This is a genomic window from Streptomyces sp. NPDC055400 (genome assembly GCF_053644375.1).
Window position 1 is genome coordinate 135,849 of record NZ_JBSHLM010000010.1, and the last position, 15,796, is coordinate 151,644.

At 70.6% G+C, this 15,796-nt stretch carries 15 protein-coding genes; 8 read left to right on the forward strand and 7 right to left on the reverse strand.

Annotated features, from left to right (window positions below; translation table 11 throughout):
- Positions 1 to 3: 3 nt before the first annotated feature.
- Positions 4 to 3,396, reverse strand: a complete 3,393-nt coding sequence (locus ACWIGU_RS26050; protein WP_454404117.1) for a BTAD domain-containing putative transcriptional regulator — start codon at positions 3,394 to 3,396, stop codon at positions 4 to 6.
- Between the two features lie 249 nt (positions 3,397 to 3,645).
- Between ACWIGU_RS26050 and ACWIGU_RS26055 the strand changes: the two genes are divergently transcribed.
- Positions 3,646 to 4,446 carry a site-2 protease family protein gene (locus ACWIGU_RS26055; protein WP_454404118.1) on the forward strand — a complete coding sequence of 267 codons (801 nt, stop codon included), beginning with the start codon at positions 3,646 to 3,648 and terminating at the stop codon, positions 4,444 to 4,446.
- On the opposite strand, the gene ACWIGU_RS26060 is transcribed toward ACWIGU_RS26055, so the two are convergent.
- The 3 genes from ACWIGU_RS26060 to ACWIGU_RS26070 form a co-directional block, all read right to left on the reverse strand.
- A complete protein-coding gene (locus ACWIGU_RS26060) occupies positions 4,436 to 4,627 on the reverse strand; it encodes a hypothetical protein (RefSeq protein ID WP_454404119.1) in 192 nt (63 codons plus the stop codon). The genes ACWIGU_RS26055 and ACWIGU_RS26060 overlap by 11 nt on opposite strands.
- An 88-nt stretch (positions 4,628 to 4,715) precedes the next feature.
- On the reverse strand, positions 4,716 to 5,420 hold the full coding sequence (gene npdG / locus ACWIGU_RS26065; RefSeq protein ID WP_454404120.1) for an NADPH-dependent F420 reductase: 705 nt from the start codon (positions 5,418 to 5,420) through the stop codon (positions 4,716 to 4,718).
- A 9-nt stretch (positions 5,421 to 5,429) separates the two neighbouring features.
- Positions 5,430 to 6,512, reverse strand: a complete 1,083-nt coding sequence (locus ACWIGU_RS26070; protein ID WP_454404318.1) for a sialidase family protein — start codon at positions 6,510 to 6,512, stop codon at positions 5,430 to 5,432.
- A gap of 82 nt (positions 6,513 to 6,594) precedes the next feature.
- Between ACWIGU_RS26070 and ACWIGU_RS26075 the strand changes: the two genes are divergently transcribed.
- Entirely contained in the window at positions 6,595 to 7,197 is a 603-nt protein-coding gene (locus ACWIGU_RS26075; RefSeq protein WP_454404121.1) for a hypothetical protein, read from the forward strand.
- A gap of 488 nt (positions 7,198 to 7,685) precedes the next feature.
- Here ACWIGU_RS26075 and ACWIGU_RS26080 read toward each other — a convergent pair whose 3' ends face one another.
- Complete coding sequence (locus tag ACWIGU_RS26080) at positions 7,686 to 7,919, reverse strand: hypothetical protein (RefSeq protein ID WP_100592054.1); 234 nt, start codon at positions 7,917 to 7,919, stop codon at positions 7,686 to 7,688.
- A gap of 58 nt (positions 7,920 to 7,977) precedes the next feature.
- On the opposite strand from ACWIGU_RS26080, the gene map reads away from it, so the two are divergent.
- Positions 7,978 to 8,835 carry a type I methionyl aminopeptidase gene (map, locus tag ACWIGU_RS26085; RefSeq protein ID WP_454404122.1) on the forward strand — a complete coding sequence of 286 codons (858 nt, stop codon included), beginning with the start codon at positions 7,978 to 7,980 and terminating at the stop codon, positions 8,833 to 8,835.
- A 147-nt stretch (positions 8,836 to 8,982) separates the two neighbouring features.
- Positions 8,983 to 9,633, forward strand: coding sequence for a biliverdin-producing heme oxygenase (locus ACWIGU_RS26090; protein ID WP_454404123.1), 651 nt, complete (start codon positions 8,983 to 8,985; stop codon positions 9,631 to 9,633).
- On the opposite strand, the gene ACWIGU_RS26095 is transcribed toward ACWIGU_RS26090, so the two are convergent.
- Positions 9,634 to 10,275: a PhzF family phenazine biosynthesis protein gene (locus tag ACWIGU_RS26095; RefSeq protein WP_454404124.1), complete on the reverse strand. Its 642-nt coding sequence runs from the start codon at positions 10,273 to 10,275 to the stop codon at positions 9,634 to 9,636.
- Between the two features lie 206 nt (positions 10,276 to 10,481).
- On the opposite strand from ACWIGU_RS26095, the gene efeO reads away from it, so the two are divergent.
- The 4 genes from efeO to ACWIGU_RS26115 all read left to right on the forward strand — a co-directional run bounded on the left by efeO (position 10,482) and on the right by ACWIGU_RS26115 (position 14,871).
- Positions 10,482 to 11,636, forward strand: coding sequence for an iron uptake system protein EfeO (efeO, locus tag ACWIGU_RS26100; RefSeq protein ID WP_454404125.1), 1,155 nt, complete (start codon positions 10,482 to 10,484; stop codon positions 11,634 to 11,636).
- A gap of 30 nt (positions 11,637 to 11,666) precedes the next feature.
- Positions 11,667 to 12,950 (forward strand): iron uptake transporter deferrochelatase/peroxidase subunit, encoded by a 1,284-nt coding sequence (gene efeB, locus ACWIGU_RS26105; protein ID WP_454404126.1) that lies wholly within the window; start codon positions 11,667 to 11,669, stop codon positions 12,948 to 12,950.
- 7 nt (positions 12,951 to 12,957) lie between these two features.
- Positions 12,958 to 13,815, forward strand: a complete 858-nt coding sequence (efeU, locus tag ACWIGU_RS26110) for an iron uptake transporter permease EfeU (RefSeq protein ID WP_454404127.1) — start codon at positions 12,958 to 12,960, stop codon at positions 13,813 to 13,815.
- Between the two features lie 69 nt (positions 13,816 to 13,884).
- The gene (locus ACWIGU_RS26115; RefSeq protein ID WP_454404128.1) at positions 13,885 to 14,871 is read left to right on the forward strand and encodes a hypothetical protein; all 987 of its coding nucleotides are present in this window, start codon (positions 13,885 to 13,887) and stop codon (positions 14,869 to 14,871) included.
- A 30-nt stretch (positions 14,872 to 14,901) separates the two neighbouring features.
- Here the strand turns inward: ACWIGU_RS26115 and ACWIGU_RS26120 are convergent, their stop codons facing one another.
- Complete coding sequence (locus tag ACWIGU_RS26120; RefSeq protein ID WP_454404319.1) at positions 14,902 to 15,627, reverse strand: bifunctional DNA primase/polymerase; 726 nt, start codon at positions 15,625 to 15,627, stop codon at positions 14,902 to 14,904.
- Positions 15,628 to 15,796 lie beyond the last annotated feature (169 nt).

Here is a 15,796-nt window from a genome sequence, read left to right on the forward strand (position 1 = left end):
AGTTCACCCGCGTTCGCGTCGCAGCAGGGCGGCGGCCTCGTCGAGAGACAGGTCGCCGCCTTCGGCGTACGCGGCCTCGTACGCGCGGTCGCCGATGACCTCACGGATCGCGGCCTCGGCGGACGTGTGGGCGTCGCGCTCCAGGTAGGACCGCACGTGCCGGGACGGAAGCTGTCCGTCGGCGGCGCCCAGGAGACGGGCGGCGTCGCGGGCGTCGGCCGGGTCTCCGCTCAGGTTCAGGGCGCGGGCGCCGGTCACCAGGTGCATGGCGGGCATGTGCGGGGCGATCACCAGGGCCAGCGGGTCGGTCGCCAGCTCCAGGGCCTCGACGGCGGCGGCGAGGGCTTCCTCCGCGAGGCCGTCCTCCGAGTCGAGCCAGGCGTGCATCCCGACGACGAAGCCCCGGAAGACGACGAAGCTCGTCGCCTTGAACTCGTCCTGGAGGAGCCGCAGTTGCTCGCGTGCCTCGGCGACGCGGCCGGTGGCGCCGTACCGCCCGGCCAGGAACATGCGGGCGGCGGGCCAGGCCTCGTTCGTATGGCGCCTGCCGGGGTCGAGGATGCCGCGCAGCAGTTCCTCGCCGCGCTCGCCGTCGCCGCCCTCGATGAGGGCCTGCCCGAGCCGCGCGTTCAGGATGGCCACCTGCGCCTGCGCGCCGAGGCGTTCGGCGCCCTCGACGGCGGCGGCGTAGTCCTCGGCCGCCGCGGCGTACGCGCCGCGGCGCTCATGGGCCTCGCCGCGCGCGGACAGCGCCTCGGCGATGCCCCACCGGTCGCCGAGCCGGGTGAACAGTTCGAGGGACTCGTCGGCGTCCCGGACCGCGTCACCCGCCCAGTCGCTGCGGTTGGCGAGGATGTTGGCCCGCAGCTGGAGGGTGAGGGCGAGCTCCCAGGTGTAGCCGAGTTCGCGGCAGGTCCGCACGGTGACGTCGGCGAGGTCCCACAGCGCCTCCATGTCGCCGCTCATCATCACCGCGTAGAACCAGAGGTTGCCCGGCGGGCGGCAGGTCTGCGGGAGGCCCGGGCGGTACGCCTGCGCGATCGCGCGCAGCTTCGCGCCGCCCTCCTCGGTCTGCCAGGTCTCCATCTCCATGTCCATGTAGGCGAGGCGGAGCAGATGCACCCCGCGCCGTGCCTCCACGAGGAGTTCGGGGCCCAGCGGCGGCGGGGCGTCCGTGCAGCGATCGTAGAGCGGGGGCGCGGGGCCGGCGGACGGGGTGAACGGGTCGGGGCCGAGCGCGGTGGCCTCGCGCGACCAGTTCCGGGCGTCGAGGCGCAGGTCGCGCATCTGCCAGAACCAGGCCAGCGAGAGCACCAGGAAGAGCGTCTCCTGCTCGTCCCGCGCGGCGACGGCGTGCCGCAGGGCGGTGCGCAGGTTCTCGTATTCGCGTTCCAGGCGGGCGATGGCGGCGCGCTGGCCGTGGCCGCGCAGCTGCGGGTCGGTGGTGCGGGCCAGTTCGCGGTAGTACGTGAGGTGCGCGCGCTCGGCGTCCGCCCGGTCACCGGCCTCGTCGAGCCGGTCACCCGCGTACTCGGCGACGGTCTCCAGGAGGCGGTAGCGCATGGCGCCGGCCTGGTCGCGGCCCCCGCCCTCGGCACCGTCCCCGTAGTCCCCGAAATCTCCGTGGCCTTCGTGGTCTTCGTCGTCTTCGTGCTCAGCCTCGTCGCCGTCCCAAGGGGCCGCCACGACAAGGGACTTGTCCACGAGCGAGCCGATCGCGTCGAGGGCGCCGGGGCCGCACACCGCCTCGGCGGCGGCGAGGTCGCAGCCGCCGCTGAAGACCGACAGCCGGCGCAGGACGGTCCGCTCCTCCTCGTCGAGGAGGTCCCAGGACCAGTCGACGACGGCGCGCAGCGTCTGCTGGCGGGGCAGGACGGTGCGGGCGCCCGAGGTGAGCAGGCGGAAGCGGTCGTCGAGGCGGTCGGCGATCTGGCGCGGCGTGAGCATCCGCAGCCGGGCGGCGGCGAGCTCGATGGCGAGGGGCAGTCCGTCGAGGCGCCGGCAGATCTCGGCCGCGGCCCGCTCGTCGTCCTCGACCCGGAACCCGGGCCGTACGGCGGCGCCCCGCTCGCCGAACAGACGCAGGGCGTACGGCTCCGGCAGCGGCTCCACCGGATGCAGCAACTCGCCCGGCACGCCCAGGGGTTCGCGGCTCGTGGCGAGAACCGTCACACCGGGGCACTGGCTGAGCAGCTGCTCGGCGAGGCGGGCGGCGGCCTCGATCACGTGCTCGCAGTTGTCGAGGATCAGCAGCATGCGGCGGTGCGCGCAGTGTTCGGTGAGGCGTACGAGCGGGTCCTCGCCGTGCCGGTCGGACGCGACCCGCAGCTCCTCGGCGCCGGCGCCGCGCAGCACGGTCTCGCGGGCCCCGAGCGCCGTGACGACGGCCTCCGGGACGGCGTCCGGGTCCTCGACGGGCGCGAGCTCGGCCAGCCATACGCCGTCCGGCAGATCCATGCTCTCGGCGGTCTCCTGGGACAGGCGGGTCTTTCCGGCGCCGCCGGGCCCGAGCAGCGTCACGAGCCGCACCCGCCCGAGGTCCTCACGAATCGCCCCGATGTCGCCGGCGCGCCCCACGAAGGAGGTGAGCCGGGCGCGGAGGTTGCCTGTGGGGGCGGGTGCCTTGACCGGGGTGGCGGGTCTTTCCGCGGAGGCGGCGGGAGCGGGGGCGGGGGCGCGCGGCGTCAGCAGGTCGGCGTGCAGTGCGCGCAGTTCCGGGCCCGGGTCCGTTCCCAGCCGCTCCGCGAGCTCGACCCGTACCCGCTCGTAGGCCGCCAGCGCCTCGGCGGTGCGGCCCGCCTCGCGCAGGGCGCGCAGCCGCAGCGCCTGGAGCGGCTCGTCGAGCGGATGCGCGTCGCACAGTGCGGTCAGTTCGGGCAGTACGGACTCGGCCCTGCCCAGCGCGAGCGAAGCGGAGAGCCGCGTGCGCCGGGCGTCGAGGTGGAGCGCCTCCCAGCGGGCGGCGTGCGCCGAGCGGTCCGGCAGATCGGCCAGCGCGGGGCCGCGCCACAGGGAGAGCGCGTCGTCGAGGACGGCCGCCGACTTGCCGGGGTCGCCGTCGGCCAGCGCCTGTACGCCGTCCCTCACGAGCCGCTCGAAGCGGAACAGGTCGATGTCCTCGGAGGTGGCGGACAGCCGGTAGCCGCCGTCGAGCGAGTGCACCGCGTCGGCGCCGATCGCCCTGCGCAGCCGGCCCACGAGCGCCTGGAGCGCGCCGGACGCGTCAGCGGGCGGATCGGCGCCCCAGACCTCGTCGGTGAGCACCTGCGGAGGGACGGTGCGGCCGGGGCGCAGCGCGAGCACGGTCAGCAGGGCACGCAGGCGCGCCCCGCCTACGGGGACGGCCGTGCCGTCGTCGCGGAGTGCCTGCGTGGAGCCGAGAATGCGGTAGCGCACCGGCCCATTGTCCCCAAACCGGCCGCCGGCCCGCGCCCGGGTTTCGGCGGGAGGGCGATCCCGGGTTGTGCAGCAGGTGTTCCGGCGGCGGGCAGACACCCGTCAGGGCAAGGGCAACCGGCGCGTTTCGCCGGTGTCGCGGAACCTGTGGCCTGCCCCGGTACGTTCCCCACACACCGCACCACCGGTACGGTCAGCCCGTCGCCCCAGCACCGCACCAGGCCGCACGCACCCCGGGAGCCCTCCCCCATGACCACCGCAGCCACCCGTCGCAGCGATCGCAGGATCAGCCCCGTCTTCCTCGGCATCGCCGCCGTCACCGCCGTCACCGGCTGGGCGGTGTGGACGGACTTCGCCGCGCAGCCCGGCGTCGCCGTCTTCCTGTTCGTGACGGGCGCCTGGATCGTCTCGCTCTGTCTGCACGAGTACGCCCACGCGCGCACCGCCCTGCACAGCGGCGACATCTCCATCGGCGCGAAGGGCTATCTGACCCTGAACCCGCTGAAGTACACACACGCCCTGCTCAGCATCGTGCTGCCCGTCATCTTCGTGATCATGGGCGGGATCGGTCTGCCCGGCGGTGCCGTCTTCATCGAGCGGGGCCGGATCCGGGGCCGCTGGCGGCACAGCCTCATCTCGGCGGCGGGCCCGCTGACCAACGTCCTGTTCGCCGTCGTGTGCACGGCGCCGTTCTGGCTGGACGCGCTGAACGGAGTGCCGGACACGTTCCGCTACGCGCTCGGCTTCCTGGCCCTGCTCCAGGTGACCGCGGCGATCCTGAACTTCTTGCCGATCCCCGGTCTGGACGGCTACGGCGTCATCGAGCCGTGGCTGTCCCAGAGCTTCCGGAGGCAGGTGGAGCCGTTCGCTCCGTTCGGGCTGCTCGCCGTCTTCGGGATCCTGTGGATCCCGGAGGTGAACCACGTGTTCTTCGACGCGATCTACTCGATCCTGCACTCCCTCGGCGTCAACCGCTGGGACGCGGACTGGGGCCAGCAGTTCTACCGCTTCTGGCAGGGCACCCCTGAGATTCCCGTCGTCACGCAGTAGGCGCGACCGCCTGCTTCTCCTCGGCCCTGGCCCGGCGCACGTAGTACCAGGCCATGTTCGAGGTGAGGCCCGCGAGCAGGACCCAGACGATGCCGAGCAGGCTGCCCTGCACGAAGGCGACCACGGCCGCGGCCGTGGAGAGGACGCAGACGACCAGGGCGTACAGAGCGAGGCGGGGCATGGGGGTCGGCTCCTGTCGGACGGAGAGTTGTACGCCGACCAGTGTCCCCCATGCCCTTCCGCGGCCGCACCGCGGTGACGCGCGCCGGTCAGACGTCGGTGATCCGCAGGCCCGCGTGTGCCTTGTAGCGGCGGTTCACCGAGATCAGATTCGCGACCAGCGACTCCACCTGGTGCGCGCCTCGCAGCCGGCCCGCGAAGACTCCCCGCATGCCCGGAATGCGGCCCGCCAGCGCCTGGACGATCTCCGTGTCCGCCCGCGACTCGCCCAGCACCATCACGTCCGTGTCGATCTCTTCGACCGTCTCGTCCTGGAGGAGCACGGCCGACAGGTGGTGGAACGCCGCCGTCACCCGCGAGTCCGGCAGCAGCGCCGCGGCCTGCTCCGCCGCGCTGCCCTCCTCCGGCTTCAGCGCGTACGCGCCCTTCTTGTCGAAGCCCAGCGGGTTGACGCAGTCGACCACGAGCTTGCCCGCGAGCTCCTCGCGCAGCGATTCGAGCGTCTTGCCGTGGCCCTCCCACGGCACCGCCACGATCACGACGTCGCTGCGGTGCGCACACTCCGCGTTCGCCGCGCCCTCGACGCCCAGGCCCAGCTCGTCCGCCGCCGCCTGCGCGCGCTCCGCCGCGCGGGATCCGATGATCACCTTCTGGCCGGCCCTAGCCAGCCGGTAGGCGAGCCCGCGGCCCTGGTCGCCCGTGCCGCCCAGCACGCCTACCACCAGCCCCGATACGTCGGGGAGGTCCCAGGGGTCCTTCGCGGGGGCCTTCTGCACACTGTCCGTAGAGGTCATACAGCGACCTTACTCAGACGTACGGCCCACCAGCGCGGCGACCGGGATCCGCCTGAACGTGATCGTCTCGTACGCGCTGAAGTCTCCCGTCTCGTACAGCAGTCCGACGGTCTCGGGATCGGCCTGCACCAGGTCGGAGTAGGCCGCCGGCAGGCCGTCCACCGTGTGGGCCACCCGCCATGTCACGCCCTCGTCCTCGCTCGTCCGCACGCTCATCAGCGCCCTGAACCCGGGGTCCGCCGGGCCCGCGAACAGCAGCACCTCCCCCAGCCTCAGCAGGCTCCCCTCCACCACCGGGCCCACCAGGCCCGCCTGCGGGCGGAATGCCCTGACCAGGCTCTCGCCGCCGTCCTGCGACGTCGCGTCCGCCCTTGTGCCCGGCGCGGGCGAGTCGTTGCGAGCGTTGAAGTACAGCCGCCCGTCCGGCAGTTCGACCGCGGTCGTCTCGTTCACGTTCACATAGCCGTCCGGGTGGTCGTCCACGTAACCGAGCCGCCAGGTCCTGCCCCTGTCGTCGCTCAGCAGGCAGTGGCCTCCGTCGTACTTTCCCTCCGTACCGGTGTCGCCTCCGGCGGGCGGGAGGGAGTGGTTGGCCGGTACCACCACTCGTCCGCTCTGTGTCTGGATCGCGTGGCCCGGGCCTGTGGCGTACCAGCGCCAGTCCTTGTTCTTCGCCTGTGCCGTGATCTCCCTGGGCGACGACCAGGTCAGGCCCTCGTCGTCGCTGTGCTGCACCCAGACCCGGCGTCCGTCCTCGGGCTCGACCTCGCCCCGTCTGATCGCCGTTTCCGTTGCCCCTGCCGCGTTCCTCACGTGGACGATCAGGACCCGTCCCGTGTCCAGGACCACCGGCGCCGGGTTTCCCGCCAGGTCGTTGCCGTTCGCCGCCACCACCTGGAGCGGGTCCCAGGTGCGGCCGCCGTCCGTGGATCTCTTCAGGACCACGTCGATGTTCCCGTGGTCCTTGCTCGATCCCACTCGTCCCTCGCAGAACGCGAGCAGCACGCCGGAGCGTGTCATGACCGCTGCGGGGATCCGGAAGCTCGCGTATCCCTCGCGCCCCGCGCGGAAGGGAACAGACGTCTCAGTCAGCACCCCCCATCCCTCCCCACCCAGAGGGAATTCCCGGTGAACTCGGCCTGACGAGTGAACTGTTGAGGCAGTATGCGCAGGCATGGACGCCGTACGGGTCGCACTGCTGCGGGAAGTACTCGCCGGAACCGAGTGGCTGGGCGCCGCGCGCCGCTTCGCGGGTGCGCTGCGGACCTCGGTCGTGCCGCATGGGGGCGGGCTGCTTCTCGTCGGCACGCCCGAGTACGAGCCGTGGCATCTCGCCGCGCATCTCGTGGACGAGGCCGCCTGGTCCGGGATGCCCGAGCTGTCGCCCACGCTCGTGCGGCACCGGGCGGGGGTCGGGGATCCGGCCCATCTCGCGGTGGGGCTCGGGCGCATCGAGGCGGCCCGGCGGGGCGAGACTCTGCTCGTTGTCGCGCCTGGGGCGCCGGGTGAGGAGTTGCTGGAGCGGGTGCATGACGCCCGGCGGGCGGGGGCCACGGTTCTGGCCATCGACTCGGGTGACCGTGATCTGCATGCCATGGCCCATGAGGCGCTCACGCCCGGGCCCGATCTCGACCTCGATACGGCGCAGCATCTGGTCAGCGCGGCCGCGGGCGAGAATCCCGTCGGCGGGCCGGCCCGGGGGCCTCGTCGGCGTTTGCGTGATCGGCTGTCCCGTCTTGCGGATCATCTGACCTCGCCGCCGCCTGCGGGGTGGTAGGCGTGATGGGGGGCGGGGGTGGGTGGGGGTGGCTGTTTGCGCTTGAAGGGTGGGTGGTGGGTGCTGGTGCGGCGGCGGGTGCCGGCTGTCTTCGGCCGGTGCGCTTTCGGGTGCGGGGCCGCGGGGGCACGTACGTGCTCGCTGCTCTATGGGTTTTCGTCAGCTAGCTGATTGCCTGTACGTGGTGCTGGTGGCTCCGCGCGCACATGCCCCCACGTCCCCTCCCGTCTCGTACGCGGCTGATCGCCGGTGGGACTCGCCGCCTTTCGAGCCCCGTCTCATCGGCGTCTCACGGCCGGTGGGACTCGCTGCCTTTCAGGCCCGTCTCGTCGCGGTCGACCGTTCGGTGGGACTTTCGCTCCCTGCGCCAGTTCCCGTCTCGTACGCGGCTGACCGCCCGGCGGGCTTCGCTGTTTCCGGCCTGTGGCGTGGGCGGCCGAGCGCCCTGTGGGGCTCCTGCTCCCCGTCTCCTATGCGGCGGGGGGGCGTCAGGTCTTGTCGTCCTCGTCCTTGGCCGTGGCGTCGTGCCACTTGGGGTCCGTCTCCCATTCGAGGTTTCGTTCACGCGCCGTCTCCATCGCGTGTTCCGCCTCGGTGCGTGACGCGTACGGGCCGAAACGGTCCTTGTTGGGGCAGTCGGGCCCCTCCTCGACCTTCTGGTGCTCCAGGCAGTAGTACCACTCGCCGGGCTTCCCGACGGTCCGCCTCTTGAACAGGGCCATCTTCGGCTCCTCTCGCCATGACCATGGTCCCCCACAGCCGCTCGATACACTCGCTGGCATGTCTGGCCAGTCGCTGCTCGTACCAGGGGAGCTCTCTCCCACTCGTTCCGTACCCGGAAACATCCGGCGTCCCGAGTACGTGGGCAAGCCCGCGCCCACGCCGTACAAGGGTCCCGAGATCCAGACCCCGGAGACGGTCGAGGCCATGCGCCTCGCCGGCCGGATCGCCGCGCAGGCGATGGAGGAGGCCGCCAAGGCCATCGCGCCCGGTGTGACCACGGACGAACTCGACCGCGTCGCGCACGAGTACATGGTCGACCACGGCGCGTACCCGTCGACCCTCGGCTACCGCAACTTCCCGAAGTCGCTGTGCACCTCCGTCAACGAGGTCATCTGCCACGGGATCCCCGATTCCACCGTCCTGAACGACGGCGACATCGTCAACCTCGACGTGACCGCCTACATCGGCGGTGTTCACGGCGACAACAACGCCACCTATCTGGTCGGTGATGTCGACGAGGAGTCCCGGCTTCTTGTCGAGCGGACCCGTGAGTCCCTCAACCGGGCCATCAAGGCCGTCCGGCCGGGGCGTCAGATCAATATCATCGGCCGCGTCATCGAGTCGTACGCCAAGCGCTTCGGCTATGGCGTCGTGCGGGACTTCACCGGGCACGGGATCAACTCGTCGTTCCACTCCGGCCTGATCATTCCGCACTACGACAGCCCCCACGCCACCACCGTCATCCAGCCCGGGATGACCTTCACCATCGAGCCCATGCTCACGCTCGGCACCCATGAGTACGACATGTGGGACGACGGGTGGACCGTCGTGACCAAGGACCGCAAGCGGACCGCTCAGTTCGAGCACACCCTTGTCGTGACCGAGACCGGTGCGGAGATTCTCACTCTGCCCTGACGTCGTGGATTCGTCCGCAGGCCCGTCCCGTTGGTGGGGCGGGCCTTTTGCGTTGCCTCGGCGGCTGATCGGGGTAGCGTTTTTACCGACAGGACGTCGGGAACCTGATAAGTTAGGTAAGCCTAAGTTTAGCGATCTGGAGGTCTCATGGGCACGCCGTTCTCCACCCTGATCCGCACCGCCTCCCACGAGCAGCACACAGAGGCCGAGAGCACCACGTTCATGAGCGACCTTCTCGGCGGAGCCCTCGGCGTCGACGCCTACGCCCGGTACACCGAGCAACTGTGGTTCGTCTACCGGGCGTTGGAGGGGGCCTCGGGGCGACTGGAGGGGTCCGCCGTCGCCGGGCCTTTCATACAGCCCGAGTTGTTTCGGGTGTCCGCCATCGAGCGGGATCTGGCCCATCTGCGGGGAGACGGCTGGCGCGACGGTGTTTCCGCGCTTCCGGCCACTCAGGCCTACGCCTCACGCGTTGCCGAGTGCGCCCGGGAGTGGCCGGGGGGCTACGTCGCCCATCACTACACCCGGTACCTGGGGGATCTGTCCGGTGGGCAGATCATCCGCGACAAGGCCGAGAAGAACTGGGGCTTCGCCCGCAAGGGTGATGGCGTGCGGTTCTATGTGTTCGAGCAGGTTCCGAACCCCGCCGCCTTCAAGCGCAGTTATCGCGCCCTGCTGGACGGTGTTCGTGTCGATGAGCTGGAGAAGCAGCGCATCGTGGCCGAGTGCAAGCGGGCGTTCGCCCTGAACACCGCCGTCTTCAAGGCTCTTGGCGAGGAATTCAGCAGCGCTGCCTGATCAGGTGAGGCGAACCCTGCCGCCCACCTCGATCAGCCCTTCCGGCTGGGGAGCCGTGAGGATTTGAGAGCCTTTGCCCTGCGTGATGTTCAGGGCTCTGTGCAGGTGTGCCGTGAGCAGGAGTGCCGCCGCTCCCGTCGCCTCGTCCTCTTCGATTCCGTCGTTCCTGCCCGGGAACCCCCGGGCCCTCACCCTCCCCGCCGCCACGTCCTCCCACGCCCAGGCGTAGATCCACTCGCCCGGCGGGGGGACTTGGAGTTCCTCCACCTCCGACGCCGAGGCGTACTCGCGCAGCGTCCGGGGCGGTGCCCACTGCGGTCGCGCCTCGATCCAGGTGAACTCGCCGTCCAGCCGCGTGCCCACCACGCCTGCGGGCGTGACCAGTTCGGGTACGTCCAGGAGCCAGGCGGCGCCCACGCAGGGGTGTCCGGCGAAGGGGAGGCGCGTGGTCGGCGTGTAGATGTCGATGACACCGCGCTCGGGGTCGTCCACGAACACCGTCTCGCTGAAGCCCAGCTTCGCCGCCAGGGCCTGTCGCTCGCCCCCGTCGGGGACGTCGCTTCCCTCTCGTACGACTCCCAGCTCATTGCCGTGGTCGCCATGAGGGCCGCAGAAGACTCGGAGCACGTCGTAGTCCGTCACCGGGACAGTCAATCATTCGGTGGGGGGCGATGCTTCTTTGCCTTTCCTTTGCTTGATTTCGGGTCGCCCATGGGTCGCTTGTGGCCGGGGCGCGATCGGTGCTCTTTTGTGAGAGCTGAATCACTGGACCCCCGGGTAGCACTGAGGTAAGCCTCGGTTAAGTTAGGTCCGCCTCACTCACTGTGCCTCACCGTCTTGGAGCCCGCATGCGAGCCGTCCGACTCACTGTTGTCACCGCCGCCGCCACCGCGGCGACCCTGGCCGCCGTCACGGGCTGCACCCAGAAGAGCGACTCCAAGTCCGGTGGCGACCGCGTCGTCGAGGTCACCGCCACGGACGACAAGTGCGACGTCTCCAAGACCGAGTTCCCGGCCGGCCATGTCGAGCTCTCCATAGAGAACAAGGGCTCCAAGGTCACCGAGGTCTACGTCCTGTTCCCGGACGACCGGATCGTCAGCGAGCGCGAGAACATCGGCCCCGGCACCAAGCAGAAGCTCACCGCCGAGGTGAAGGCCGGCTCGTACGAGATCGCCTGCAAGCCCGGCATGAAGGGCGACGGCATCCGGCAGAAGGTGACCGTCACCGGCGGCAAGGCCGTCAAGCGTGACGCCCGCCTGGACAAGGCCGTCGCCGCCTACCGGACGTACGCGCAGGAGCAGGCCGACGAGACGCTGCCCAAGGTCACGACGTTCACGGACGCCGTGCGCAAGGGTGACCTGAAGGCCGCGCAGGCCGCGTACGCCCCGTCCCGTATCGGCTGGGAGCGCACGGAGCCCGTCGCCGAGTCCTTCGGTGACATCGACCCGAAGGTCGACGTCCGCGCGGACGGCCTGGAGGAGGGGCAGGACCCGAAGACGGACTGGACCGGCTGGCACCGCCTGGAGAAGGCGCTGTGGCAGGACAAGAAGATCGGCTCGCGCGAGAAGGACCTGGCGACGCAGCTCGACAAGGACCTCAAGGACTGGCAGACCCGCGTCGGCAAGGCGGACATCACGCCGACCTCCATGGCCAACGGCGCCAAGGAGCTCCTCGACGAGGTCGCCACCGGCAAGGTCACCGGCGAGGAGGAGCGCTACTCGCACACCGACCTCGTCGACTTCAAGGGCAACGTCGAAGGTGCCGAGAAGGCGTACGACCTGCTCAAGCCCGTCGCCGCGGAGAACGACGCCGCGCTGACGACGGAGCTCGACAAGCAGTTCGCCGCCCTGGACACGCTGCTCGACAAGTACCGCAAGGACAAGACCTCCTACGAGTTCATCTCCTACGACAAGGTCGGCAAGGCGGACCGCAAGGAGCTCTCGGACGCGGTGAACGCGCTCGCGGAGCCGCTGTCCAAGCTCGCCGCCGCCGTCGTCAAGTAGTCCTCCGGGTACTCAGGTAAGGGGTCAGGAATGACGGACACCACCACCGATGTCTCGGTCGGATCGGACAACTCCCGTACGCCGTCGCGTCGTTCGCTGCTCGCGGTGGGCGGAGCCGGGCTCGCGCTCGGTGCCGCCGCCGCGGGGGGCGCCGTCGCCGTGACGCGGACCGGTGACGATCCTCAGCCGGTCGCCGACTCGGGCGGCGCCGTGCCGTTCCACGGCGCGCACCAGGCCGGCATCGCCACCGCCGTGCAGGATCGTCTGCACTTCGCGTCGTTCGACGTGAAGACCGACGACCGCGACGAGTTCGTGCAGCTCCTGAAGGACTGGACGAAGGCCGCGTCCCGCATGACGGAGGGGCACGCGGTCGGCGAGGGCGCCTACGGCGGGCTGCCCGAGGCGCCGCCGGACGACACCGGCGAGGCGCTCGGCCTCAAGCCGTCCCGGCTCACGCTCACCATCGGCTTCGGCCCGTCCCTGTTCGAGAAGTTCGGGCTTGCGGACCGGCGGCCGGAGGCTCTCGTCGACCTGCCGAAGTTCCCCGGCGACAATCTCGACAAGGCCCGCAGTGACGGCGACCTGTGCATCCAGGCCTGCGCCGACGATCCGCAGATCGCCGTGCACGCCATCCGCAATCTGGCCAGGATCGGCTTCGGCAAGGTCGCCATCCGCTGGTCCCAGCTCGGCTTCGGCAAGACCTCGTCGACGACCCCGGACGCGCAGACCCCGCGCAACCTGATGGGCTTCAAGGACGGCACCCGCAACATCGCCGGCACCGAGACCGCCCGCCTGGACGATCACGTGTGGGTCGGCGCCAAGGACACGGACGCCGACTCGGCCTGGATGACCGGGGGTTCGTACCTGGTCGCCCGGCGCATCCGGATGAACATCGAGACGTGGGACCGTACGTCGCTCCAGGAGCAGGAGGACGTCTTCGGCCGCGACAAGGGCGAGGGCGCCCCGGTCGGCAAGGCGAAGGAGCGCGACGAGCCGTTCCTGAAGGCGATGAAGCCGGACGCGCACGTGCGGCTCGCGCACCCCGACTCCAACGCGGGGGCGACCATCCTGCGCCGCGGCTACTCCTTCACCGACGGCACGGACGGTCTCGGCCGTCTGGAGGCCGGTCTGTTCTTCCTGGCCTACCAGAAGGACGTGCGCAAGGGGTTCATCCGCGTACAGCGCAACCTGTCGCGCGGTGACGCGCTCAACGAGTACATCCAGCACGTGGGTTCGGCCGTCTTCGCCGTCCCGCCGGGCGTCCGGGACTCCGGCGACTGGTGGGGCCGGGCGCTGTTCTCCAAGGAGGCATGAGGACACGATGTTCGGCAACTATCTGATCGGTCTGCGCGAGGGACTCGAGGCCAGCCTCGTCGTCTGCATCCTCATCGCGTATCTGGTGAAGACCGAGCGGAGGGACGCGCTGCGTCCCATCTGGATCGGCATCGCCATCGCCGTCGCCGTGGCGCTCGGCTTCGGTTTCGCGCTGACCTTCGGCTCGCAGGAGCTGACGTTCGAGGCGCAGGAGGCGCTCGGCGGTTCGCTGTCGGTCATCGCCGTGGGCCTGGTGACGTGGATGGTCTTCTGGATGCGGCGCACCGCGCGGCATCTGAAGTCGGAGCTGCACGGCAAGCTGGACGCGGCGCTCCAGATGGGTACGGCCGCGCTGGTCGCGACCGCGTTCCTGGCGGTGGGCCGCGAGGGTCTTGAGACTGCCCTGTTCGTATGGGCGTCGGTGCGCGCGTCGAACGACGGCACGCACGGTCCGCTGATCGGTGTCCTGCTGGGTCTGCTGACGGCGGTCGTCCTCGGCTGGCTGTTCTACCGGGGCGCCCTGCGGATCAACCTGGCGAAGTTCTTCACGTGGACCGGCGGCATGCTGGTGATCGTGGCCGCGGGCGTCCTCGCGTACGGCGTGCACGACCTTCAGGAGGCGCAGTTCCTGGGGGGTCTGTCCAGTAAGGCGTTCGACATCAGCGGGACGATCCCGCCGGACAGCTGGTACGGCACGCTCCTCAAGGGCGTGTTCAACTTCCAGCCCGATCCGACGGTCCTCCAAGTCGTCGTCTGGCTGCTGTACTTGATCACGACGCTCGCGGTGTTCCTCGCGCCCGCCGGTTTCCTGTCCCGGAAGCCGAAGTCCGAGGCGCAGTCTCCCCGCGAGTCCGCCAAAGCCTGATCCGGGCGTATCCGCCGCTCCCCTCCCCGATAGGGTTCGGGCCCGGGAAGGGGAAGGTGAAGAGAACCGATGAGCAAGCTCCTCCGCAGGCCTCGTGGTCTCAGGAAACCGGTGACGGCGGCGGCCCTCGCGACCGTCGTGGCGCTGACGGCGAGCGGGTGTGTGACGGTGCACGGGGAGCGGGAGGTCCTCCCGGCGGCCACCAAGGCCGAGGCCGCCCGCGCCCTGAAGGATTTCACCGCCGCGTACAACAAGGCCGACAAGGCGTACGACGGGTCCCTCGACGAGGACCATGTGACGGGCGCGCTCGGCGCGATCGACGCGGCCAAGCTGAAGGCCGGGCACGTCAATCACCCCGACGGCAACCCGAACCACTCGGCGCTCGAGCTGTCCGACGCCGAGTTCACCATCCCCAAGAAGGCGGGCTGGCCCCGCTGGTTCGTCGCGAACACACAGGCCAACCGGGGCGGCGACTTCCGGTGGATGCTGGTCTTCACCCGCGACGATGTGAACCGGCCGTGGCAGGTGTCGTATCTGACGCTCATGTCGCCCGGTGACGTCCCCGAGTTCAAGAAGGACAAGGACGGCTGGGCGCAGCCCGTGACGGCGGACGCCGCGGGGCTCGCGGTGGCGCCGCAGGACATGAGCCGGAAGTACGCGACGTATCTGCAGGACGGCGGGGACGGTTTCGCGCCGGGCCGGCACACGTCGCTGTGGCGGACCACGCGCGAGAAGAACGCGAGCCGCCCGGGTCTCGCCCGGCAGTACGTCGACGAGCCGATGACGTCGGGCGACTACGCGCCGCTGGGTCTGCGGACCGCGGACGGCGGGGCGATGGTGTTCTTCGCCACGCACCACTACGAGAAGCAGACGGCGTCCAAGGGCCTGAGCATCACGGTCGACAACGAGAACGTGAAGGCGCTCATGACGGGCGACGTCAAGCAGTCGCTGACGCTGGAGCGCGTCTCGAACCAGGTCGCCGTCGACCCGGCCAAGGGCGGCGACGTCGAGATACTGACGCGGCTCGAGGGACTTACGGGCGCCAAGGGCAGCTGACGCTCTCCGTGAGCTGCCGGCCCTCGCCCTTCAGCCGCGTGAGGGCCAGGCTGACGTGAAGTCCTTTTCCTCGCCCACGTAGCGTGCGCAGGCGTCGGTGAGGGCTTCGAGCAGGGTGAGCGGGTCCGGCAGCGGGTGTTCGAGGCCGCGCAGCCAGTCGACGGTCAGGTCGCCGGGGAGCCGGGCGGGCGGCACGGGCACGTACGAGCCGCGGCAGTGCCAGCGCAGGCCGGGGTGCTCGTCCATCGTCTCGGGGTGGCAGTCCAGCTCGCAGGGCCACCACTCGTCCTCGTCGTCGGGGGTGCCTCGGGTGGCGGTGAAGAAAAGCATGCGGTCGCCGCCGGACTCGGCGACGGGGCCCACGTCGATGCCGGCCGCGAGAAGGCGTTCGAGGGCCTCTTTGCCGGCCTCCAGCGGGACGTCGAGGACGTCGTGGACCATGCCGGTCGCGGTGATGAAGTTGGCCTGCGGCTGGTGCCGGGCCCAGCGCTCGATCTGGCCGCGGTCCGTCGTGGACTGCGTCTGCCAGGCGAACGAGACGGGGTGCCTGCCGGGCGTGGGACAGCCGATGCGGCTGCACGAACACCGGTAGTCGGTCGGGTACGCGGCGGGTGCGAGCGGCAGTCCCGCGTCCGCGGCGGCCAGCAGAAGGGCCTCACGGCCGTCGTCGCCCTCGGCCTCCTTGGGGCGCCTGGCGCGCAGCCACTGGGAGATCCTGCCCTGTCCGCCGGACCGGCGGCCGTACTCCGCGCCCATCAATCCCCTCACCTCGCCGTAGTACCGAGAAGCATGTCCCATGGTCGCACCATCCTGCGCCGCGGGTGGCCACCGTCCACATCCGGGGTACCCGGGGCGATGCCGAGCGATACGAGGCGCGGAAGATAATCGGGTGTCATTACCGGCTATACGGTGATTTGCCCGCCTA